The sequence below is a fragment of the Curtobacterium sp. NPDC086286 genome (assembly GCF_044746255.1).
Classification (GTDB): domain Bacteria; phylum Actinomycetota; class Actinomycetes; order Actinomycetales; family Microbacteriaceae; genus Curtobacterium.
The window spans coordinates 294,468-315,901 of record NZ_JBIVBW010000002.1 but is presented as its reverse complement, the minus strand read 5'-3'; the positions used below and the strand labels follow the sequence as shown (position 1 = coordinate 315,901).

The 21,434-nt window shown below is 73.0% G+C and carries 24 protein-coding genes; 10 read left to right on the top strand and 14 right to left on the bottom strand.

The features are described from left to right. Positions 1 to 144 precede the first annotated feature (144 nt). The 4 genes from ACIPKM_RS04980 to ACIPKM_RS04965 all read right to left on the bottom strand — a co-directional run bounded on the left by ACIPKM_RS04980 (position 145) and on the right by ACIPKM_RS04965 (position 5,484). Entirely contained in the window at positions 145 to 981 is an 837-nt protein-coding gene (locus tag ACIPKM_RS04980; protein WP_071295149.1) for an alpha/beta fold hydrolase, read from the bottom strand. 56 nt (positions 982 to 1,037) lie between these two features. Beyond that, positions 1,038 to 1,754 carry an alpha/beta fold hydrolase gene (locus tag ACIPKM_RS04975; protein WP_402736285.1) on the bottom strand — a complete coding sequence of 239 codons (717 nt, stop codon included), beginning with the start codon at positions 1,752 to 1,754 and terminating at the stop codon, positions 1,038 to 1,040. Positions 1,755 to 1,892: 138 nt separating this feature from the next. Further along, a complete protein-coding gene (locus ACIPKM_RS04970) occupies positions 1,893 to 4,616 on the bottom strand; it encodes an AAA family ATPase (RefSeq protein ID WP_402736284.1) in 2,724 nt (907 codons plus the stop codon). A gap of 124 nt (positions 4,617 to 4,740) precedes the next feature. Continuing rightward, positions 4,741 to 5,484, bottom strand: a complete 744-nt coding sequence (locus ACIPKM_RS04965; RefSeq protein ID WP_402736283.1) for an IclR family transcriptional regulator — start codon at positions 5,482 to 5,484, stop codon at positions 4,741 to 4,743. A 101-nt stretch (positions 5,485 to 5,585) separates the two neighbouring features. Here ACIPKM_RS04965 and ACIPKM_RS04960 point away from each other — a divergent pair, with 101 nt between their 5' ends. Both ACIPKM_RS04960 and ACIPKM_RS04955 read left to right on the top strand, forming a co-directional pair. Continuing rightward, positions 5,586 to 6,200 (top strand): nuclear transport factor 2 family protein, encoded by a 615-nt coding sequence (locus ACIPKM_RS04960; protein ID WP_402736282.1) that lies wholly within the window; start codon positions 5,586 to 5,588, stop codon positions 6,198 to 6,200. Next, complete coding sequence (locus tag ACIPKM_RS04955; protein WP_402736281.1) at positions 6,197 to 7,648, top strand: amidohydrolase family protein; 1,452 nt, start codon at positions 6,197 to 6,199, stop codon at positions 7,646 to 7,648. The genes ACIPKM_RS04960 and ACIPKM_RS04955 overlap by 4 nt, the downstream gene beginning before the upstream one ends. 116 nt (positions 7,649 to 7,764) lie before the next feature. On the opposite strand, the gene ACIPKM_RS04950 is transcribed toward ACIPKM_RS04955, so the two are convergent. Then, entirely contained in the window at positions 7,765 to 8,142 is a 378-nt protein-coding gene (locus tag ACIPKM_RS04950; protein ID WP_254790780.1) for a helix-turn-helix domain-containing protein, read from the bottom strand. A 142-nt stretch (positions 8,143 to 8,284) separates the two neighbouring features. On the opposite strand from ACIPKM_RS04950, the gene ACIPKM_RS04945 reads away from it, so the two are divergent. From ACIPKM_RS04945 to ACIPKM_RS04930, 4 genes are read left to right on the top strand one after another with little or no spacing between them, the layout of a single operon-like run. Beyond that, positions 8,285 to 9,313, top strand: coding sequence for a zinc-binding alcohol dehydrogenase family protein (locus ACIPKM_RS04945; RefSeq protein ID WP_071295142.1), 1,029 nt, complete (start codon positions 8,285 to 8,287; stop codon positions 9,311 to 9,313). A gap of 46 nt (positions 9,314 to 9,359) precedes the next feature. Beyond that, a complete protein-coding gene (locus ACIPKM_RS04940; protein WP_071295141.1) occupies positions 9,360 to 9,767 on the top strand; it encodes a heme-binding protein in 408 nt (135 codons plus the stop codon). After that, entirely contained in the window at positions 9,764 to 10,483 is a 720-nt protein-coding gene (locus tag ACIPKM_RS04935; RefSeq protein ID WP_071295140.1) for an SDR family oxidoreductase, read from the top strand. Before ACIPKM_RS04940 ends, ACIPKM_RS04935 begins: the two co-directional genes overlap by 4 nt. 15 nt (positions 10,484 to 10,498) lie before the next feature. Next, the gene (locus ACIPKM_RS04930; RefSeq protein ID WP_071295139.1) at positions 10,499 to 10,792 is read left to right on the top strand and encodes a putative quinol monooxygenase; all 294 of its coding nucleotides are present in this window, start codon (positions 10,499 to 10,501) and stop codon (positions 10,790 to 10,792) included. A 55-nt stretch (positions 10,793 to 10,847) separates the two neighbouring features. Here ACIPKM_RS04930 and ACIPKM_RS04925 read toward each other — a convergent pair whose 3' ends face one another. From ACIPKM_RS04925 to ACIPKM_RS04905, 5 genes are all read right to left on the bottom strand, one after another. Continuing rightward, positions 10,848 to 11,540 (bottom strand): SDR family oxidoreductase, encoded by a 693-nt coding sequence (locus ACIPKM_RS04925; RefSeq protein WP_071295138.1) that lies wholly within the window; start codon positions 11,538 to 11,540, stop codon positions 10,848 to 10,850. A gap of 46 nt (positions 11,541 to 11,586) precedes the next feature. Then, positions 11,587 to 12,249: an NAD(P)H-binding protein gene (locus ACIPKM_RS04920; RefSeq protein ID WP_071295161.1), complete on the bottom strand. Its 663-nt coding sequence runs from the start codon at positions 12,247 to 12,249 to the stop codon at positions 11,587 to 11,589. 11 nt (positions 12,250 to 12,260) lie between these two features. Beyond that, positions 12,261 to 12,998 (bottom strand): hypothetical protein, encoded by a 738-nt coding sequence (locus ACIPKM_RS04915; protein ID WP_071295137.1) that lies wholly within the window; start codon positions 12,996 to 12,998, stop codon positions 12,261 to 12,263. Positions 12,999 to 13,010: 12 nt separating this feature from the next. Continuing rightward, positions 13,011 to 13,892: an alpha/beta fold hydrolase gene (locus tag ACIPKM_RS04910; protein ID WP_071295136.1), complete on the bottom strand. Its 882-nt coding sequence runs from the start codon at positions 13,890 to 13,892 to the stop codon at positions 13,011 to 13,013. A gap of 126 nt (positions 13,893 to 14,018) precedes the next feature. Then, positions 14,019 to 15,593 (bottom strand): sodium:proton antiporter, encoded by a 1,575-nt coding sequence (locus tag ACIPKM_RS04905; RefSeq protein ID WP_071295135.1) that lies wholly within the window; start codon positions 15,591 to 15,593, stop codon positions 14,019 to 14,021. 68 nt (positions 15,594 to 15,661) lie between these two features. Between ACIPKM_RS04905 and ACIPKM_RS04900 the strand changes: the two genes are divergently transcribed. Next, a complete protein-coding gene (locus ACIPKM_RS04900; protein ID WP_175473760.1) occupies positions 15,662 to 15,808 on the top strand; it encodes a hypothetical protein in 147 nt (48 codons plus the stop codon). Positions 15,809 to 15,822: 14 nt separating this feature from the next. Here the strand turns inward: ACIPKM_RS04900 and ACIPKM_RS04895 are convergent, their stop codons facing one another. Further along, complete coding sequence (locus tag ACIPKM_RS04895; RefSeq protein WP_071295134.1) at positions 15,823 to 16,344, bottom strand: hypothetical protein; 522 nt, start codon at positions 16,342 to 16,344, stop codon at positions 15,823 to 15,825. Positions 16,345 to 16,423: 79 nt separating this feature from the next. Beyond that, the gene (locus ACIPKM_RS04890; protein ID WP_071295133.1) at positions 16,424 to 16,828 is read right to left on the bottom strand and encodes a heme-binding protein; all 405 of its coding nucleotides are present in this window, start codon (positions 16,826 to 16,828) and stop codon (positions 16,424 to 16,426) included. Between the two features lie 204 nt (positions 16,829 to 17,032). Between ACIPKM_RS04890 and ACIPKM_RS04885 the strand changes: the two genes are divergently transcribed. The 3 genes from ACIPKM_RS04885 (at position 17,033) to ACIPKM_RS04875 (ending at position 21,065) form a co-directional block, all read left to right on the top strand. Beyond that, on the top strand, positions 17,033 to 17,851 hold the full coding sequence (locus ACIPKM_RS04885; RefSeq protein WP_071295132.1) for an alpha/beta fold hydrolase: 819 nt from the start codon (positions 17,033 to 17,035) through the stop codon (positions 17,849 to 17,851). Between the two features lie 122 nt (positions 17,852 to 17,973). After that, positions 17,974 to 20,142 carry an MFS transporter gene (locus ACIPKM_RS04880; protein ID WP_217637351.1) on the top strand — a complete coding sequence of 723 codons (2,169 nt, stop codon included), beginning with the start codon at positions 17,974 to 17,976 and terminating at the stop codon, positions 20,140 to 20,142. A gap of 44 nt (positions 20,143 to 20,186) precedes the next feature. Beyond that, positions 20,187 to 21,065 carry an aldo/keto reductase gene (locus tag ACIPKM_RS04875; protein ID WP_071295131.1) on the top strand — a complete coding sequence of 293 codons (879 nt, stop codon included), beginning with the start codon at positions 20,187 to 20,189 and terminating at the stop codon, positions 21,063 to 21,065. A 59-nt stretch (positions 21,066 to 21,124) separates the two neighbouring features. Here ACIPKM_RS04875 and ACIPKM_RS04870 read toward each other — a convergent pair whose 3' ends face one another. Together ACIPKM_RS04870 and ACIPKM_RS04865 are read right to left on the bottom strand one after the other, a co-directional pair. Further along, on the bottom strand, positions 21,125 to 21,283 hold the full coding sequence (locus tag ACIPKM_RS04870; protein WP_175473759.1) for a hypothetical protein: 159 nt from the start codon (positions 21,281 to 21,283) through the stop codon (positions 21,125 to 21,127). Beyond that, positions 21,280 to 21,408 (bottom strand): hypothetical protein, encoded by a 129-nt coding sequence (locus tag ACIPKM_RS04865; protein WP_261645759.1) that lies wholly within the window; start codon positions 21,406 to 21,408, stop codon positions 21,280 to 21,282. Before ACIPKM_RS04865 ends, ACIPKM_RS04870 begins: the two co-directional genes overlap by 4 nt. Positions 21,409 to 21,434 lie beyond the last annotated feature (26 nt).

Sequence of the window (21,434 nt, the reverse complement as noted above, 5' to 3'; positions counted from 1 at the left end):
GCCCGGGGGGGGGCCGCGCCCCCCCCCCCCGCGCGGGGGGGGGGGGGCGCGCGGGGGCGGGGGGGGGGGGGGGGGGGCGCCCCCCGCCCCCCCCCCCCCCCCCCGCCTCCAGTCCGGGACGCTGCGTCCGCAGCGTCGGTGCACTCAGCTCCGGAGGAACGCGAGGATGTCCGGGTTGACGACGTCTGCATGGGTCGTCAGCATGCCGTGCGGGTACCCCTCGTAGATCTTGAGGGTGGCGTCGCTGAGGAGCTCCGCCTGCTTCAGCGACGCGTCCCGGTACGGCACGACCTGGTCGTCGTCGCCCTGCAGGACGAGGACCGGAACGGTGATGGCCTTGAGGTCCTCCGTCTGGTCGGTCTCCGAGAACGCCTTGATGCCCTCGTAGTGTGCGAGCGCGCTGCCCGTCATGCCCTGACGCCACCAGTTCGCGATGACCGGCTCCGACGGCGTCGCACCGTCACGGTTGAAGCCGTAGAACGGGCCGGAGGCGACGGCCTGGAAGAACTCGGCACGGTTGGCGGCGAGCGCCTCGCGGAACCCGTCGAAGACCGAGATGTCGGTGCCGTCGGGGTTCGCCTCGGTCGTGACCATGAGCGGCGGCACCGCCGCGACGAGGACGGCCTTGGCGACCCGGCCCTGCGGCTGGCCGTACTGGGCGACGTACCGGGCGACCTGGCCGCCACCGGTCGAGTGGCCGATGTGGATCGCGTCGTGCAGGTCGAGGTGTTCGACCACGGCGGAGACGTCGCTCGCGTAGTGGTCCATGTCGTGGCCGGTGCCGATCTGCGACGAGCGTCCGTGGCCGCGGCGGTCGCTGGCGATGACGCGGTAGCCCTCGGCCAGGAAGTACAGCATCTGCGCGTCCCAGTCGTCCGAGGACAGCGGCCAGCCGTGGTGGAACACGATCGGCTGCGCGTCGTGGCTCCCCCAGTCCTTGAAGTAGATCTCTGCACCGTCGTCGGTGGTCACGTATCCCATGGTGGTCTCCCTGTGGTTGTTCGGTGGTTCTCGGTCGGTCGGTCGAGGGGCCGGGGTCAGCTGACAGCGGCGAGGGCGGTGGTGATGACCGCGGCGACCTCGGCGGGGTGGGTCTGCATCACGAGGTGGGGGGCGTCGATCTCGACGACCTCGCGGACGCCGGCGCGCTGGTACCCGAAGCGCTCGACGTCGGGGTTGATGGTGTGGTCGGCGCTGGAGACGATGCCCCAGGACGGCTTGGCCTTCCACGCGGCCGCCGATGCCGGCTCGCCGAACGCGACGGCGGAGAGCGGACGTTGCGACACCGCGAGCACCTGCGCCTCGGCCGGTGCGAGCCCGTCCGCGAAGACGGCGGGGAAGGCGTCGACGGCGACGGAGACGTCCGTGCCGGGCTCGCCGCCGTCCACGGGGTAGGGCGCGTACACGAGGTTCGCGGCGAGGTCGCTGTCCGGGAAGCCGCCCTGCAGGGCCCCGAGGCTCTCGCCCTCCTCGAGCGCGTACGCGGCGACGAAGACGAGGCCGACGACGTTCTCGGCGACACCGGCCACGGTGAGGATCGCGCCGCCGTACGAGTGCCCGGCGAGCAGGACCGGTCCGTCGATCTGCTCGACGAAGGACCGGATGTAGGCCGCGTCGCCGGAGAGGCTGCGGTTGAAGACGGGCGGGACGAGGACGTGGTGGCCCTGGTCGAGGAGGAGCCTCGTCACCGGGGCCCAGCTGGAGGCGTCGGCGAACGCTCCGTGGACGAGGACGATGGTGGGTGATCCGGGCATGGTGCGGTCCTTCCGGGTCCGCAGCGGGAGGCGCGGACCTGCTTCGTCGAGGGCGGTGCCTGGTGGCGCTGACGACGCTAGGGGCGCACGGTACCGGTGCACATCGGTCACGGTGACCGAGATGCGTTGCCGGATGACCTAGTCGGCGGACGAGCCGGCCGCCAGGGCCGCGGCGAGTTCCTGCCGGGCCGAGATCCCGAGCTTCTGGAACGCTGCGTACAGGTGGGCCCCCACCGTCCGCGGGGAGACGAACAGGTGCTCGCCGATCGCTCGGTTGCTCAGTCCCCGTGCCGCGAGCGTGCAGACCCGGAGCTCCTGCGGCGTGAGCAGTTCGACGCCGCCGTGCCCCGCCACTGCCACCCGCTGCCCGGTCGCCCGGATGGCGTCACGGGTCCGGTCCGCCCACGCCGGCGCGGGCATCGACTCGAACAGCTCGAGGGCGGCGTGCAGGGCGGCACGGGCGGTGTCCCGCCGACCCGCCCGGCGCAGGCGGCCGCCGAGGCGGAGCAGTGCACGGGCCTGCACGTACGGCACCGGCCACCGTTCGTGCTGCACGGACGCCCACGCCGGTTCGAGGTCGGCGTCGGGGACGAGTGCGAGCCGCGCGTGGTCGAGGGCGGCGCGGACGATCGGCGCGTGCCAGCGGGCGTGGAGCCGCTCGAGGTCCGCCGCCCGCTGCTCGGCGTCGGCGCGGTTGCCCGACTCCAGCGCGGCGTCGACGAAGTCGTGCGAGGTGATGACGGCGAACGTCGGGTTGAACGCGTCGTGGTCGGGATCGGCCAGGGCCCGGACGGACTCGAGTGCCTCGGCCGCGCGACCGGACACCAGGGACGCCGCCCCCGCGGCGCCGAGCAGGGTCGCGCGCATCGCACTCGACCGGAGCACCTGCGCCCCGGCAGCCGTCCCGCCCGCGATCCGTTCGGGGTCCGGCTGCTTGCCGTCGAGGGCGTCGAACCACGCGAGCGCGCACCGGGTCGCGGCGGTGAAGCCGTCGTCACCGAGGTCCCGTCCGAGCGAGGAGGCCTCCTCGGCGAGGACCCGCGCCCGCGCGAGGTCCCCACCGAGGAACGTGGTCATCGAGGTCCCCATGAGCGCCTGCGGGAAGGTGCGCAGGTCACCACGCGCCCGCATGCTCCGGACGGCACGGTCGAGGAGGACGCGTGCCGTCTCGATCTCCCCGACGAGGTTGAGCGCGTACCCGAGGTACCAGGCGGAGCCCTCGTCCTCGGCGGTCGGTGCGGCGGCGAGCGCGCGTTCCAGCACACGGTCGCCACGCACCACCGGCTCGGTCCGGGCCGCGAGCAGGATCGACCGGGGGTCGTCGTCCGGCAGGGCGAGCGCCTCGACCACGACGAGCATCGGGTCGCCCGGGTCCGGTTCGGCGGTGTGGTCCCAGGCGATCGCGGCGAGGTGCAGCAGCGCCGCGGTGGCGTGGTCGACCCCGCCGCCCTGCTGCATCTCGGAGACGGCGTGCAGGGCCGGCCCGAGGTCGCCCACCGCGAGCCCGGTCCGACCGGTGGGCAGGGTCTCGGCGACGAAGGCCGCGCGTGCTGCGAGGAGCCGGTCGGGCGCCTCGTCGCACGCTCGCTGCACCAGGAGCGAGGCGTCCGCGAGCCGTCCGGACAGCCCGGCGTGCTCCGCCGCGAGGATCCGCCGGCTGACGCGTCGGGCGACGTCCGAGGTCAGCTCGGCCGAGCGCTCGTACGCCCGGCTCGCGACGAACGGGTCGGACATCGCCGACCGCTCGTCGCCGATCGCGGCGATCTCGTCCGCGAGGTCGTCGTCGTGGCCGGTCGCCAGTTCGGCCCGCCACCAGACCGTGCGCGCGGGGTCGTGGTCGTGCTCGAGGACCAGGGAGCGCAGGACCGCGGTGCGCTCCGTCGGCGACGCGGCGGTGAGGACCGCCGACTGCACGAGCGGGTGCCGGAACCGGATCGCGCGGGGCGCCACCCACTCGAGCAGGGACGACGCCGAGGCCTGCTCCGTCCACGTCGGCGGCGGGAACCTCCCGAGCGTCCGGGCGGCCACCCGCGCGGCTTCCTCGGCGCCGGTACCACCGGACAGGGCGACGGCGAGGATGGCCAGCCGGGCGGGGTGGTCCAGCTCCGCGTACCGCGCGGCGAACTCCTGCTCCACCCGGCCCACCACGGGACGGTCGCGGGTCCGGTCCCCCGGTGTCGTGCGGCTGAGTTCGTGCAGCGCGAGCGGGTTCCCCTCGGCGCGGAGCACCAGGTCACGTCGCGCCTGGCCCATCGGCGCCCCGGGGACGGCGTCGAGCAGGCGGCCGGCGTCCGACTCGTCGAGCGGCGTCAGGTGGAGGCGCCGGACCGCGGGGTCGTCCGCGGTCTCGGTGTTCCGGGTCGTGATCACCATGACGATCGGGTCCTGGTCGACCCGCCGGGCCATCATCCGGATCGCCCACTCGGACGCGGCGTCCATCCAGTGCAGGTCCTCGGCGACGACCAGGATCGGGCCCTCCGAGGCGGCGTCGGAGACCAGCGTCAGCGCCGCCAGCCCGGCGAGCAGCGGCGAGGGCTGGATCCCCGTCGCGAGACCGAACGCGACCTCGAGCGCACGACGCTGCGGTGCGGGCAGGTCGGCGATCCCGCTGCGCAACGGGTACAGGAGCAGGTGGAGTGCGGCGTAGGGCTCGGCCGACTCGGCGAGGGTCCCCGCGGTCGAGAGCCGTCGGACGCCGAGGTCGGTCGCGTGGCGGACCAGATCGGCGACCAGCGTCGACTTGCCGATCCCGGCCTCACCGTCGATGACGAACGCGGAGCCGCCGTCGTGGGCGTCGCGGAGGGCGTCCCGCAGGGCGGAGCCCTCCCGCTCGCGCCCGATGACGGGCTGCGCCATCGTCATGTCGCCAGTATGGCAGCGGTGGGGCCGCCGGCGAAGGGCCCGGCATCGGACGGGAGGCGCGGTGCGGGCCGGCACCGCGCCTCCCGTCCGACGCGGTGCCGGACCACGGCACGGCGCGAGCGGGTCAGCGCGTCGCGTCGCGCGTGATCGCCCGTGCGCACGCGTGCAACGCGGGCACGACGGTGCTCGGCTCGGCGTGCCCGGCCGGCATCACGATCGAGAGGGCCGCGACGACGCCCGAGGCGTCCCGGATCGGCGCACCCGCCGCGACGAGGGCACGCGGGGACCGCTGCGAGCCGACGGCGGCACCCGTCCGACGGACGGCCGACAGGTACCGGCGGAGCTCGACCGCCGACGTCACCTCGTCGACCGAGGTCCGCACGTCGAACGTCGTGATCGCACGCTCCTGGACCTCGTCGGGCGCGAACGCGAGCAGGACGAGTCCGCCGCCGGTCGCCGCGAGGGGCATCCGGCCGCCGACCCGGTAGTCGACGCTCCGGGTCCCGCGCTTGGGCGAGACGCGCTCGACGAGGACCGCCTCGTCCCCTTCACGGACGCTGAGCATGGCGTGCTGTCCCGTCAGGTCGTGCAGGTCCTGGAGGTACGGCAGGGAGGCCTGGCGGAGCCCCACGCCCCGCGGGGCGAGGGACGACAGTTCGTACAGGCGCAGCCCGATCGTGAACCGGCCGTCGGCCCGGCGTTCGAGGGCGCCCTCGGCGACCAGGCTCCGCGCGATCCGCAGCGTCGAGTTGACGGGCAGGCCACAGCGACGCGCGAGTTCGCTCAGCGTCAGCGTCGGGTGGCGGTCGTCGAAGCACCCCAGGATCGCGAAGGCCCGACCGACCGTCCCCGTGCGAGTGTGGCCCACCGCTGCACCCTACCGCCGACGCCGTCTTCCGCTGAGTGGAAACCCTCGCCGAACCGCTCTCACGCCGTCCTACGCTCGGCCCCCGGACGAAGGAGCAGATCGTGGACGACGTCACCGACATCAGTCAGCTCGTGCTGCGCGAACGCCAGGGGCGGGACCGCGGGCGGTGGGACCGCATGCGTGACGCGTGGGAGTCGGACGGCCGCGTACGCATCAGCTGGTTCGACGGCAGCGCGCGAGACTTCGTCGCGGGGTCCATCGCGATGGCCGCCGGTGGGACCGCCGCCACACACCGGATGAGCCCGCCGGTCGTCGACCTCCTCGGTGACCGCGCGATCGTCGCCGCACCGGCGGTCATCGAGGTCCGCGCCGGACTGGGCGGCGCCGAGGTCGACCTGGCCTCCCGCGTCCGGCTGCTGTACCGCGCACGCCGGACCGGCACCGGCTGGCGGCTGGCCGCGATGACGTGCGTCTACGAATCCGACACGGTGACACCGACCGTTCCCGGCACCGTGCCGGACCTGTCCTCCGTCGCGGTCGACGACCGTCGGCCGTCGTACCGATGGCTCGCGACGGTCCTCTGGGCGAGCGGTCACCGCATCGCCGACGACCTGCCCGGCACGGACCGGCCCGGGTCCGTCGAGGCGGTGGAAGCCGCCGAACAGGACTGGCTCGACGGCCGCGATCGCGACGACCGCGACGGAGACCGCGCATGAGCCGCTACGTCACCGCACCCACGGCCGACCACGACGTCGTCATCCGGGACGTCACCGTCGTCGACCCGCTCGACGGGACCGCCACGGCCGGGCAGGACGTGCGGTTCACCGGCGCGACCATCGCGTCGGTGTCCGCCACGTCGCAGACCGGGACGGCCGCGGGCCAGCAGGTCGTCGACGGACGCGGCCGGTTCCTGGTGCCGGGCTTCGCGGACATGCACGCCCACCCGCTCAACTCCCCGGACGACGTCGACGGCGCCTACGCACTGATGCTCGCGAACGGGGTGGTCGGGTTCCGCCAGATGTCCGGCTCGCCCGCCCTGCTGGCAGCCCGTGCCGCGGGTGCACTGCCCGCACCGCTCGGCGCTCCGGCACTCCTCGCCACGCCGGGAGACCTCCTCACCCCGGTGAACGCGTCGACCGCGGAGGCCGCCGTCGCGACCGTCCGTGACCAGCACGCCCAGGGTGCCGACTTCATCAAGGCGGCCCTCGTCGGGTGCGATGCGTTCCTCGCAGCACTCGCTGAGGCAGGTCGGCTCGGTGTCCCGCTCGCAGGACACCTCCCGAACGACGTGGACCCGCGCGAAGCGTCCCGAGGAGGCATGCGAGCGATCGAGCACCTCGGGCCCGGCGCGACCGTGTTCGCCGCGACGTCGTCCCGCAAGGCCGAGGTGCGATCCGCGGTCGGAGCGGCTCGCACGCCGAAGATCCCCACGGTCAGGCTGCCGGGCATGGAGCGCGTCATCGGTCGCGTGATCCGCGGCATCGTGGTGAACCCGGCCACGAGGACCTCGGACTCGTCCGCCCGCGCGCTCACGCTCGCCGACGACACGTTCGACGAGGAGGCCGCCCAGGAGTTGGCAGCGCTCTTCGTCGAGCACGAGACCTGGCAGTGCCCGACCCTGGTCCGCCTGCACACGCAACAGTTCCCGAACGCGCCGGAGCACCGACACGACGACCGTCGCCGCTACATCGCACCCGGGGAGCTCCGCTCGTGGGACCGGTCCGGCCGGAAGTTCGCCGGCCTCCCGTCGGCGACCCGGGACGCCCTCGAGTCGCACTGGGCGGCCCAACTTCGCCTCGTCGGGCTCCTGGCCGCCGCGGGCGTCCCGATGCTCGCCGGGACGGATGCCGACGGTGCCGCGGGGGTGATCCCGGGCTTCGCGCTCCACGACGAATTCGGGTACCTCGCCGACGCCGGTCTTGGGCCCCTGCAGATCCTCCGGACGGCGACGTCCGACGCGGCGCGGTTCCTCGGGCTCGAGACCGAGACCGGACGCCTGGCACCCGGGTCACGGGCGGACGCGGTGCTGCTCGCCGCCGATCCGATGGCGAGTCACACGGCGCTGGGGCGCATCGACGGGGTGGTCCGGGCGGGGTCGTTCTGGGATCGATCGGCGCTGGACGGGATCCTCGAGCGGGTGGCGGGGGCGCCGGGGGCGCGTTGAGCCGACACCGCACGGCCGTGCGGCCGTGCGGCCGTGCGGCCGCCGAAGCGTGTCCCCGACAGAGGCACGCATCAGCGCGCGCTCCGTCAGGGTGATGGCATCGCCCGTCAGGAGTCTCAGTGCCGCGTCACGTTCTCGTTCACCCAGTCGCGCAGGTGCGCGAGCGGCGCGGCAGCACCGCGACCGAGCGGTGTGAGCGCGTACTCGACCCGCAGCGGGACCTCGGCGAACACGGTGCGGTCGACCAGGCCGGCCCCCTCCATGCGCTTCAGGGACGCCGAGAGGACCTTCGGGCTCACACCCTGCAGCTGGCGCCGGAGTTCCCCGAACCGCTGCGGGCCGTCCTCGAGCACACCGATCGCGAGCGCCGTCCACTTGTTGGCGAGGAGGTCGAGCATCTCGCGGCAGGGGCAAGCGGCTGCGTACACGTCGTTCCGGTCGCAGGCGTCGAGCACGTGCGCCGCTTCGAGAGGGTGGCTCGTCGAGGGGGTCACACCGGAACGGTAGCGCGCGCCGCGGCCTTCGACAAGGGGTCGATTCCCGATGGGTACCGCCGCCCATCAGGGATTCCATGGTTACCGCGGGGTAACCAGGGGCCCTTGCGGGTAACCACAGCACCGGGTGCAGAGTGCTGACATGACGACGACGAACGAGGTCCGAGCGATCGGACAGACCGCAGCTCTCCCGGTGACCAGCGCGCGCAGCCTGGTGCCGACGACCATCCCCGAACCGGTTCCCGGGCCCCACGACCTGCTCGTCGAGGTCCGCGCCGTCTCGGTCAACCCGGTCGACGTGAAGCTCCGGGGCGGTGCCGAACCCGACGGCGGCGTCCGTGTGCTCGGTTTCGACGCATCCGGCACGGTCCGCGCCGTCGGAGACGCCGTGACCCTGTTCGCTCCGGGCGACGACGTGTTCTACGCCGGGGCCATCGACCGTCCCGGGAGCAACGCCGAGCTGCAGGTCGTGGACGAGCGCATCGTCGGGCGGCGACCCCGCACCCTGTCGCACACCGAGGCCGCAGCGCTTCCCCTCACCGCGATCACCGCCTGGGAGAGCCTGTTCGAGAAGCTCCGCATCGGTGCTGACGCCACCGGGACCCTGCTCGTCGTCGGCGGCGCTGGTGGCGTCGGCTCGATGGCCATCCAGCTCGCCCGGACGCTGCTGCCCGGCGTGCGGGTCATCGCGACCGCGTCACGTCCGGCGAGCGAGTCCTGGGTCCGGGACCTCGGCGCACACGACGTCGTCGACCACCACGCGGACCTGGCCGCACAGGTCCTCGAGGTCGCGCCGGACGGGATCGAGTGGATCCTGACCACGAACTCGGCAGGACAGCTCCCCGTGTACGAGCGCGTGCTGCGTCCCTTCGGTGAGATCGTCGCGATCGACGATCCCGAACAGGTCGACGTCGTAGCACTGAAGTCGAAGGCACTGAGCTGGCACTGGGAGTTCATGTTCGCCCGTTCGCTGCACCAGGCCACCGACATGCATCGTCAGCACGAGCTCCTGGACACCGTCGCGGACCTCGTCGACGCCGGCCGGGTCCGGCACACGGCGACCACCGTGCTCCGACCGATCTCGGCCGAGACCCTGCGGGAGGCACACGCCCTCGTCGAGAGCGGTCGCGTGATCGGCAAGGTCGTCGTGACCGACGAGCCGGCGCTCTGACCCCGAGTCCCCCACCACCGAGTACGAAACAACGAAAGGAACCAGCATGACCATCACTCTCGCGCAGGCACAGGAGATCATCGCCGCCGCGGACGCCAAGGCCACCGAACTCGGCGTCCCGTCGTCGATCACCGTCCTCGATCGCGGCGCCCGCATGGTCGCCTCGGTCCGCCAGGACGGCGCCCCGCTCGTGTCCGTCGACTCGAGCTTCGCGAAGGCCCGGACGTCGGTGTACTTCGGTGGCGCGGCGACCGGGGACCTCGCAGCTGCGATCCAGCCCGGCGCCCCGCTCTACACGCTCGGCGCAGCGAGCACCGAGCCCCTCGCCTTCCTCGCCGGTGGACTCCCCATCACGGACGCGACCGGGACCGTCATCGGTGCTGTCGGTTCCGGCGGCGGTACGCCCGACGAGGACGCCGTCATCGCGCAGGCCGGCCTCGACGCCATCCGATGAGCACGCAGGGGTTGGACGGCACGACCGTCCTCGTCGTGGGCGCCGGATCAGGCATCGGCACCGCGATCGCGCAGGCGGCCGCGTGTGCCGGCGCGCGGGTCGTCGCTGCCAGCCGACGACTCGACACCGCGGAACAGGTCGCCGAGATCGTCGGACGCGGGACGGCGGCCGTCCGCCTCGATCTCGGCGACGAGGAGAGCATCATCGCCGCTGCCGACGTGCTCGGACCGGTGGACCACGTCGTGACGGTCGCGGCCGACCACGCCAACGGCCCCGTCACGACCCTGGCGGCAGCCGACATCGAGGAGGCGTTCCGGGCGAAGGTCCTCGGCCCGCTCCTGCTGACCAAGCACTTCGCGCCGCGCATGTCACCGCGGGGCTCGTTCGTGCTCTTCTCCGGGTACGTCTCCGCCCGGCCGCAGGGAGGGCTCGCCGTCATGGCGACGACGAACGGCGCGGTGGACGCACTCGTCCCGGCCCTCGCGGTGGACATCGCCCCGATCCGGGTCGTCGGGATCTCACCCGGTGTCGTGGACTCCGGGTCCTGGGACGGATTGGACGACAAGTCGGCGTTCTTCGACGAGGTCGCCCGGACGAACCCCGCCCGGCGCGTCGGAACACCGGCGGACATCGGGGACGCGGTCGTGTTCGCGCTCACCAACCCGTTCCTGACGGCGACCACCGTGCACGTCGACGGTGGCCAGCGCGTCGCCTGAGTCGAGGAGGAAGTCATGAGCATCGTCGTCATCGCGGAGATCGAACCCGCGCCGTACAACGAACCGGCCGTCGAGGAGGCCCTGCTCGCCGCGGTCGCGCGGGTCCGGTCCGAGGATCTCGGCTGCGAACAGTACGACCTCCACCACGACGCTCGAACGGGTCGGTTCGTGATGGTCGAGCGTTGGGCCGACCAGTCCGCCCTCGAGAGCCACGCAGCGGGCGCCGCGTTCGCGGCCCTCGGCTCGGCTCTCGAGGGGCGCCTGGCGGTCCCCATCGCGCTCCGGACGCTCCAACCGCTGGACGTGTGAGACGACGAACGGCTCGCGCGGACCCGATCAGGGTCCCCGCGGGCCGTTCCGTCGTTCACCGGAGGGCGTCGTAGCGTTCGTGGACCGGGGCAGCGAGGGATGACCGTGCCGCGCGCGTGAGGTCGTCGGCGAGGACCTCGTGCGCCCCTGCCTCGACGCCGTCCAGGATCGCGGCGACGACGTCTGCCGGGTCGTTCTTCGGCATGTCCCCCGGTGTCATCGGCGTGTCCGTGAACGCCAGGTACGCGCCGAGCACCTGGACGTCGTCGGGGGCGAGGTCCAGGCGCATGGAGTCCGTCGCCGACCACAGCGCAGCCTTGGACGCGCTGTACCCGTTGCCGATCGCGAGCCAGCTGAGCGCGGACGCGACGTTCACGACCGCACCGTGTGCGCGACGCAGTGCCGGCGCGAACGCCCTGGTGACCTGCACCGGTCCGAAGAAGTTGGTCTCCATCTGCTCCCGGACAGCGGCGATGTCGCCGTCCACCAGGGATCCGCTGCGCAGCACTCCGGCGTTGTTGACGACGATCGTCGCGTCCGGAACCGCGTCCGCGGCCGCCCGCACCGATGCCGGATCCGTCACGTCGAGCCGCATCGGGACCACGCGGTCGCCGACCTGAGCGCGTGGAGTCCGTGCTGCGGCGTACACCGTGGCCGCCCCGCGGTCGAGCAGTTGTCGGACGAACTCCTGTCCCAGGCCGCCGTTCGCACCGGTCACCACGACCACTGCTCCTGTGATCTCCGTCATGTCTGGCCTTCCTGTCGTCGTGCCGTCGATCGGGGGTGTGCGGGCATCAACCGACCGCGACGTCCGCGGCACGGAGCGCGGCACGGAGCGGCAGGTCGCCGGTGGTGATCTCGAGCTGCACCCGGCCCGGGTCCTGGCCGACGGCGACGTCGCACAACGCCGCCGCGACGTCCTCGCGAGCGATCCCGAGCCGCTCGACCCGGACTCCGGCCGAGAACCGTGCCGTGCCGGCGCCGTCGTGCAGCGCGTCGGGGCGGAGGATCACCCAGTCGAGGTCGAGCGTCCGGACGGCGGCGTCCGCGTCGGCCTTGGCCCGCAGGTAGACCTGGAACGGCTCGGTCGAGCCGCGTTCGTAGTCGTCTGCACCGGCGCCGGAGAGCACCACGAACCGCCGGACGCCGGCGACCACCGCGGCCTGGGCGAGGAGGATCGCTCCGTCCCGGTCCATCGACAGCGAACGGCTGCTGGGACTGTTCTCCCCGGAGCCCGCTGCGAAGACGACGGCGTCCGCACCGGTGAGCACCGCCGCGACGTCGCTGACCGAGGCGTGTTCGAGGTCCAGCACGATCGCGATCACGCCCGCACGTGCGAGCTCCCCGCGCTGGTCGGGATTCCGGATGAGGCCGACGGGCACGTGCCCGCCGGCCCGCAGCTGCGCGGAGAGCAGCCGTGCGACCTTGCCGTGTGCGCCGGCGACGACGACTCGCATGGTGGGCCCGGTCACCCGACGACGACGTCGTCGATGCCGATGGAGACGATGAGCGGCTCCGGGAGCGCGTGGCCGTCCCCGTCGCGGACGAAGATGTTGCGCTCGGTGGCGAGCAGGAGGCCGTCGACCCAGGTCTGGCCGGTCATGTACTCGACGCTCGGCGAGGCACCGGCGATGTCGACCTCGTAGTCACGGCGGCGCAGGACGCCGTCCGCATCGGCGTAGAGGGTCTGCGTGGGGGTGTGGGTCGCGATGCTGTCGGGGTAGGTGACGCGCAGGCGGTCCCACGTGGCTCCGTCCGGCTCGGTCCACGGGCCGACTTCCTCGACGCGGACGCCGGGGAACGTGAACGACCACGGCTCGGTGTTGTACGTCCACATGGCGTAGCCGGTGAAGTAGGCGAGCTGCAGCCGGTTCCACGGCGTCTCGAGCACGTGGCCGCGGAACGACGATCGCGGATCGGCGAGTTCCTCGACGACCTCGTCGCCGTGCGCGGTCGTGCGGACGACCGCGACGTGGTCGCCGGTGAACTCCGTACGGAGGTCGTCGGCACCGAAGTGTTCGAGCGACGTGCGCTGGCGGCGGAGGTCGACGGTGAACCGACCTTCCTCGGCGATCCCCGGAACCTGCTTGAGGCCCCAGAAGGCGCCTCCGAAGTGTCGGTTCGCCGAGATGGTGGAGACGTCGGCCCAGCGGCTGCCGCCGTGGGCGTCGAGGATGCGGTCGAGCAGGGTCGTGGTGGTGGTCATGATCGCTCCGGGTCAGGCGGCGGTGGCCGCGGTGAGGAAGTCCTCGACGATGGCAGCGGCCTCGTCGGGGTACTGGAAGATCGACGCGTGGGCGGCGTCGGGGAACACGTGCAGGCGCGCGTCCGGGATGAGTCCGGCCAGCGTGTGGCTCCCGGGCGTCCGGATCATCAGGTCGTCGTCCCCCTGGAGCACCAGCGTCGGCTGCCGGATCCCGGTCAAGCGCTCGAGCTTCGAGATGTCCGGGACGCCCCAGGCGAGCACGGCGTCGTACTGCGCGTCGCGCACAGCGGGGGTGGTCGGCGCATCGCGGTCCTCGGTCCGAGCGCCCAACCGCCGGAGGAAGTCGACGCCACGAGCCCGGCTCGTGTCCGTGTGCGCGAAGAAGATGTACAGGAGGCTCTCCGCCGTGGGGACGTCGTGCCGTGATTCGCGCTCGATGTCCTCCCGCCATCCGTGCATCGACGGCGCACCGGCGGGGCCCGTCCCGGCGAGGACGAGGGCGCGGACCGCCCACGGTCGGAGGAGGGCGAGGTCCTGGGCGACGAACCCGCCGAGCGAGAACCCGAAGACGTCGAACCGACGGATGCCGAGGGCGTCGGTGAAGGCCAGCAGGTCGGTGGCCATCTGCCCCACGGTGGTCGGGACCGTCCCGGTCGACGCGCCGACGCCGGCGTTGTCCACGAGGACGACCTCGCGCCGAGCCGCGATCGGGTCGATGAGCGCCGGGTCCCAGTTGTCGAGGTTGCCGCGGAAGTGCATGAGGAAGACGAGTGGGACGCCGTCGGTGCTGCTCCCGAACCGGCGGTAGGCGTAGGTCGTGCCGTTCGCCGCGGTCACGGTGCTGGTCGGGACGGTGGTGGCGGTGTGACCGGCCGTGGTCTCCGTGGTGCTCATCGATGACTCCCTGGGTTCGACCGACCCGGGTGGTCGGTGGCGAGGTCGACGCTAGGAGCGGTGCGGACAGCGCCGCGTGCTCCCGTCAGGGACATGGTCCGGACACGGTCAGACACCGGCCGGCCGTCAGTCCACGTCGCCGGCGAGCGTCGCGCGGACCGCGGCTTCCTCGATGTCGAGGACGGTCAGCACCGCACGGACGGCGGTCTCCGCGTAGCGCCCCTCCCGGCGCGCGCGCAGGACCGCTCGACGTTCTTCGGCGATCGTGCGCATCCGCAGCTCCGCGTAGGAGGCCGCACGGTCGGCTCGGACCCCGTCGTCCCCGACGAACGTCTCGCCCAGCAGGGCGGCGTCGATCCGCACGCGTTCGACGGCCCGGTCGTCGTAGGCACCGTCGTCGAGGCCGTCGACGAGCTGCAGGCTCTCGGCGCGGGCCTCGGCGAGGAGCAGCTGGGTCTCCATCCGTTCCTGGTCGAGGTTCGGTGGTGGCAGCGCGACCCGGCGGATCACCCACGGCAGCGAGAGCCCGAGCAGGAGCGTCGCGACGACGACCACGAACGCGAGGAACTGCAGGAACGCCCGGTGCGGCGTCTGCTCGGGCAGCAGGAACACCGCGGCGAGGGTGACGACCCCCCGGACGCCCGCGACGGTGACCGGCAGGTCCAGGCGCCACTGCCAGCTCCGGCGTCGGAGCCGCGCCGGCCCCCATCGGTAGACCGCCGTCACGGCGAGGCTCCAGCCGAGCCGCGCGGCCACCAGCGTCACGAGGACCACGCTGATCACGAGCAGCGCGCGACCCAGCCCGATCCCGGACGACAAGGCCCCGCGCAGGATCGCCGGCAGGCTGAGTCCGATGAGCAGGAACACCGCGTTCTCGAGCAGGAACTGCACGGTGCGCCAGTTGAGCGACTCGGCCAGGCGGGCTTCGGCCGACTGCAGGACCGGCGACCGGTACCCGAGGAAGAGTCCGGTGACGACGACGGCGAGTGGACCCGATGCACCGATGCCGTGCGCGAGCAGGAACGCGACGTAGGGCGTGACGAGGGACAGGCTCGTGTCGAGCACCGCGACGGAGAGCCGCCTCCGGACGGCGCCCATGACGAACGCGACCGACAACCCGATGCCGATGCCGCCGACCACCGCGAGGACGAACTCGCCCGCGGCGCGGACCGGGTCGAACACCGCGACGATGGCCACCACTGCGGTGTTCAACGCGACGAGCGCCGTCGCGTCGTTGAGCAGGCTCTCCCCGTCCAGGACCGAGGCGAGCAGCCTCGGCAGCGGTGCGCGCCGGGTGACGGCTGAGACGGCCACCGCGTCGGTCGGCGCCACGACGGCACCGAAGGCGAACGCCGCCGCCAGCGTCAGCGTCGGGACCACGGCCCACGTCACGACGCCGACGACCAGCGTGGTGAACGCGACGAGCCCGACGGACAGCAGCAACAGCGATTCCCGCCGGGCACGGACGTCCGACAGCGAGGTCTGCAGCGCCGCCGCGAACAGCAGGGGCGGGAGCAGGACCGACAGGACGAAGTCCGGTTCGACGTCCACGCGCGGCACACCCGGCACGTAGGACACGGCGACCCCGATGACGACGAGGGCCAGCGGGGCCGACCACCCCACGCGCCGTGCGGCTGCACTGACGGCGACCGTCACGACGAGGAACGCGACGACCCAGGTGAGGGTCTCGTCGATGCTCACGGCGCCGGCTCCAGGGTGACCGTGGCGCGGCCACGCGGCCCGGCACGGCGGGTGCCTAGCCTTCCTCCATGCGCAGCCGCCGTCGCGACCCCTCCGCCCCGGACACGCCGCCCGCGACCGGGCTGGTGTCGATCCCCCTCGCCCGGATCCTCGCGGATCCCGTCGTCCGGATCGGGGAACCGCACGGCGAGAGCGTCGTCGAGCAGGTCCGCTGACGACGGGCACGCCGTCACAGCTCCGCCAGGACTTCGGGGACCGGAGCGCCGAGTGCGATGAGCAGCTCCGCGAACTCGCGGTCCAGACCGTGGGCCACGGCGGTGATGCGCCCGTCACCGAAGGAGCCGAACGACGCGCTCGGCACGTCGGCGGTGAGCAGGACCGGGTCCCCGGGCCGCTGCGAGATGGTCATGCGGAACGGCGCGAGCCCCATCACGCGCGGGTCGAACCGGTACATCCGTTCCGCGACGACGTGGTTCCCCACCAGGTACGAGACACACGACGACCGGTGCCCGGCGATGGCCATCAACGCGGTCGGTTCGTTCCGCCAGTACCGGATGAAGCCACGGGGTGCGTGCTGCTCGGTCCAGGTCTCGACCGTGTCCCAGTCGCGGTGCCGCGCCAGTGCTTCGGTCAGGCTCGTCTGGTCGAGCGGCGGCACGGCCAGCTCGAACGCCGCGACGACCTCGTCGAAGGGCTGCGCCATGGGGATGGAGAATCGGTCGGCGGTGTACTCGGTGATCTCGGTGTGCATGTCGGGACGGTAGATCGGCCGCCCCCGGACGTGCGTGTCCCCGCCCGGGCCAGTCAGCGCGGGCGGGGACACCGGTGGTTCAGAGCGCGGCGACCGCGGCTTCCGCGATCACGAGGTCCTGGTCCGGGGACCCGCCGCTCGACCCCACGGCACCGATGACGGAACCGGCTGCGTCGGTCACCGGGACACCGCCCGCGACGAACGTGAGCGGCTCGTGGCTGGCCGCCCCGAGCGAGTAGAGCGGTGCACCGGGCTGGACGGCGCCGGCCAGGTCGCCGGACGCGGCACCGAACGACACCGCGGTGCGGGCCTTCGCGGCACTGGCGTCGACGGACACCAGCGGTGCGCCGTCCTGCCGGGCGACCGCGACGACGCGTGCGCCCCGGTCCAGGACGGTGACGGTCGAGGGGACGCCGAGTTCGGCGGCCTTCGCCTCGGCGGCGGCGATGGCGGCGTGCGCCTGGGTGAGGGTGAGATCGGTCATGGGCTGGTTCCCTTCGTCGTGGACGCAGCCGACGCTAGGGACCGCGCACCGTCGCAGCGTGTCCCCGCCCGGGTCACCCGTGCGGTCGCACCGGAGGCCGTGGGTGGTCCCGACGGGGACACGCCCTGCCGCGCGCACCGCTCCTAGCGTGACGATCGCCGACGACCTTCGTCCGGCACCAGACCACGACGCAAGGAGCCTGCAATGCCCACGTTCACCACTCCCGACGGCATCGAGATGTACTACACCGAGCAGGGCGAGGGACAGCCCATCGTCTTCGCGCACGGCTGGCCGCTCAGCTCCGACGCCTGGCAGCCGGAACTGAAGTTCTTCAGCGACAACGGCTACCGCACCATCGCCCACGACCGCCGCGGCCACGGCCGTTCCGAGAAGACCGCCGTCGGCCACACCATCGACCAGTACGCGAAGGACCTCGCCGCGCTCATCGAGCACCTCGACCTGCACGACGTGATCGTCTTCGGACACTCCACCGGCGGCGGCGAGGTCGTCCGCTACGCCGCGCAGTACGCGAACGGCCGCGTCGCGAAGGTCGTCACGGCCGGCGCGATCCCGCCGATCATGGTGAAGTCCGACAGCAACCCCGAGGGCTCCCCGATCGACGTGTTCGACGGCATCCGTGCCGGCGTCCTCGAGGACGCGTCGCAGTTCTGGCTCGACCTCTCCGAGAGCTTCTTCGGCGCCAACCACGGCCGGGACGTCTCGTACGGCGCGAAGCTCGACTTCTGGCGCCAGGGCCAGAACGTGAACCTGTCCGCCGCGTACGACTGCGTCAAGGCCTTCTCCGAGACCGAGCAGAGCGAGGACCTGAGGGCGCTCACCGTGCCGATCCTCATCAACCACGGCGAGGACGACCAGATCGTCCCCATCGACGACGCCGCACGCAAGGCCATCGAGCTCGTCGCCGACGGCACCCTCAAGACCTACCCCGGCGCCCCCCACGGCATCCACGGCGACTACCGCGCGGTCCTGCAGCAGGACGTCCTCGCCTGGATCAAGGGCTGACGCGACCCACCACCGGACTGGAGGCGCGGCGCCAGCCCGCACCGCGCCTCCAGTCCGTCACCGCTCGCGCCACGGAATACGCAACCACTCTGGATGGTTACAGCGGCACCGCCACAGGAGGCATGATGAACACCACGGCCACGCACCACCCCCGGCTCCCCCTGAACACCTTCGGCATCGCGTTCGGCACCGCCGGACTCGCCGGTACCTGGACGGCCGCCGGCAGCCTGCTCGGTGCGCCCACGGCGATCGGCGAGGTCCTGTGGGCCGCCGCCGCGATCGCCTGGGCCGTCACGATCGTCCGGTACCTTCACCGCCCCGGCGGGCTCCGTGCCATCGGCGCCGACCTCCGACACCCCGTGCTCGGGCCGTTCGCCGCGCTCGTCCCCGCCGTCGGCTCGCTGCTCGCCGCCCACCTCGCGACCTGGGCGCCCGTCGCCGGTGCCGTCGGCGTCTGGACGATGCTGGCGCTCACGACCGCCTTCGGCGCCTGGTTCGTCACCGATCTCCTCACGTCTCCCCGCGAAGCCGCCTCCCTGCACGGCGGCTACCTGCTCCCGACCGTGGCCGGCTCGCTGCTCAGTGCGCAGTCACTCGCCGTGATCGGACACCACGACCTGGCGATGGGGTACTTCGCGACCGGGGTGCTGTTCTGGCTGCTCGTGGGCGCGGTGCTCATCGCACGGTTCGCCACCGGACCCGCCGTGCCGCCGCCGCTCCTGCCGACGCTCGCCATCCTGTCCGCGCCGCCGGCGGTCGCCGGCAACGCCTGGTGGACCATGACGGGAGGCGCGGGTTCCGTCGTCGACACCGCCCTCGCGGGCACCATGGTCGCCTTCCTGCTCCCACACGCCTTCCTCGTGCGCCGGTACGTCCGGAGCGGGTTCGCGATCGGGTTCTGGGCGATGACGTTCACGACGGCGGCGAGCGCCACGTACGCGGTGCGACTGCTCTCCACCGCCGGCCTTGGCACCCTGGGGACCGTCCTCGCCTGGGTCGTCGTCGCGGTCGCGACCGGCATCGTCGGCAGCATCGCGGTCCGCTCGCTGGGGCTGCTCCGCAGGTCCGAGTCGAGTGGCTCCCGCTGCACCTCAGCCCCGTACCGACGCCTCGCCCTGATCGGCGTCGTCGTCGCGTCCGTCGCGGTGGCGTTCGGAGCGGGTGCCGGCAGCCCGCTGTTCGTCGTGTACCAGTCGGCGTGGGGCTTCCCCGACTGGCAGCTGACGACGGCGTTCACGGTGTACGCGGTCACCCTGCTCGGGACACTCCTCGTGGCCGGACGGCTGTCCGACCACATCGGGCGTCGGCCCGTCCTCATCGGGGCGCTCGTGCTCATGCTCATCGCGAGCGTCCTGTTCCTGCTCGCCGACTCGATCGGGTGGGTGATCGCCGCGCGGGCCGTGCAGGGGATCGCGACGGGAGCCGCCACCAGTACGTTCACGGCGGCCATCATCGAGCTGTCGAGCGAACGACACCGTCGCACGATGACCGTGCTGACCAGTGCCGCTCCCGTCGGCGGGCTCGCGCTCGGGGCGTTCGGAGGCGGGATCGCGGCACAGTTCACCCCGGACCCCACCGCCGCCGTCTTCCTGACCCTCGGGGTCGTCCTGCTCGTCGGCATCGCCGCGGTCCTCGCGGCCGACGAGACCGCTGACCGGCACGCCGGCGCACTCATGTCCCTGCGGCCGGTGCTCGCGGTGCCCGGTGCAGCACGAGCGTGGTTCGCCGTGCTCGCCCCGCTGACGGTCGCCGGCTGGATGTTCTCCGGGCTGTTCCTCGGACTCGGCCCACGTCTCGACGACGGCGTGTTCGGCATCGACGGCGGGACCGCCAGCGCGGCCGTCGTCGCGCTGCAACCGGCGGCCGCCGCGGTGGCCGGCATGCTCTTCTCACGCGCCACCGCCCGGATCGCGACCGCGGTCGGTGCCGCGCTGCTGCTGCTCGGCGCGATCGGCGCCGGGTCGGCGATCCTCTCCGCGGACCTCCCGCTGCTCGTCGCGGCCGCCGTCGTCGGCGGGTCGGGCCAGGGCGCCGCGTTCGGCTCCTCCCTGCGGATCCTCGGACCACTCGCCGACAACGCGACCCGTGGCGGCCTCTTCGCCGCCGTCTACCTGGTCGCGTACGCCGCCTACGGGGTTCCGGTGCTCGTCGCCGGGTTCTTCACCGGCGCCGTCGGACTCGCCGGCGTCGGCGCCGCGTACGCCGCGCTCGTGGCGATCGCGGCCGTCGCCGCCGGGATCGGTCTGACCGCGCGGTCCCGCAGGGAGCGCGCGGCAGTCCACACCGCGTGACCCGCCCTCCTCCCGGTCACTCCACGTCAACGAACAGGATCACCATGACCCTCACCACCGATCTCCACGGCGTCTCAGCCGCCGCCGCCGGTACCTTCCTGATCGGCGGGGACCTGCCCGTCGCCCGACTCGGGTTCGGCTCGATGCAGCTCGCCGGCCGGAATGCGTTCGGCCCGTCCCGCGACCCGGAGGGCGCCCGCGCCGTGCTCCGCCGCGCCGTCGAGCTGGGCGTGACGCTCGTCGACACCGCGGACGCCTACGGCCCCGAGGTAGCGGAAGGACTCATCGGCGAGGCGCTGGCCCCGTACCGATCGGACGTCGTCATCGCGACGAAGGGCGGGTTCGTCCGGGGACCACGGGGCGAATGGGTCGTCGACGGTCGCCCGGAGCACCTGCGCGCCGCCGTCGAGGGCAGCCTCCGCCGCCTGCGACTCGAGCGGATCGACCTGTACCAGTTGCACCGCATCGACCAGCGGGTGCCGCTCGACGAGCAGCTCGGGACCCTCGCGGCACTCCGCGCCGAGGGACTCATCCGGCACGTCGGCCTGAGCGAGGTGAGCGTCCCGGAGCTCCTCGCCGCGCAGCGGATCCTGCCGATCGCCACGGTGCAGAACCTGTACAACCTGGTCGAGCGTTCCTCCGAGGACCTGGTCCGGGTCACCGCGGAACTCGGCATCGGCTTCATCCCGTGGTTCCCGTTGGCGACCGGCGGCCTCACGCGCGGCGCCGGAGCACTCGGGGCGATGGCGGCACGGGCCGGCGCCTCACCGTCGCAGGTGGCCCTCGCGTGGTTGCTGCAGCACGCTCCGAACGTGCTGCCGATCCCCGGGACGTCCAGCGTGGACCACCTCGAGGAGAACGTCGCGGCGGCGTCGGTCGTCCTGTCCCCGAGGGACGTCGCGGTGCTCGACGGCGCAGCCTGACGCCCGGTACGTCGGACGGCCCGGCCCCTCGGGGCCGGGCCATTCGCCGTGCGCCCGGGTCACGGGGACGGGACGAAGAAGTCCCGGTACGACGGATCGTCGGGGAGCGACCGCTCCGCCACCAGCACGGCGATCTCGCGCGGGGACCGGAGCCCGCGTCGACGCCACTGGTCCGGGTCCGCCCTGAGCACGTGCAGGACCGCCCGCAGCGGGTTCACCGCCGGACCCCCGGCCGTTCGGTCGCGGGCGTCGGCACGGGCAGGAGCAGGGTCTGCACGGCAGGGGTGGCGGCTCCCGCTCCAACGTGCAGCACGGCGGGCAGGGGCGGGAACGAGATCGTCATCGCAGGTCTCCTCGGTCGGGGTCACG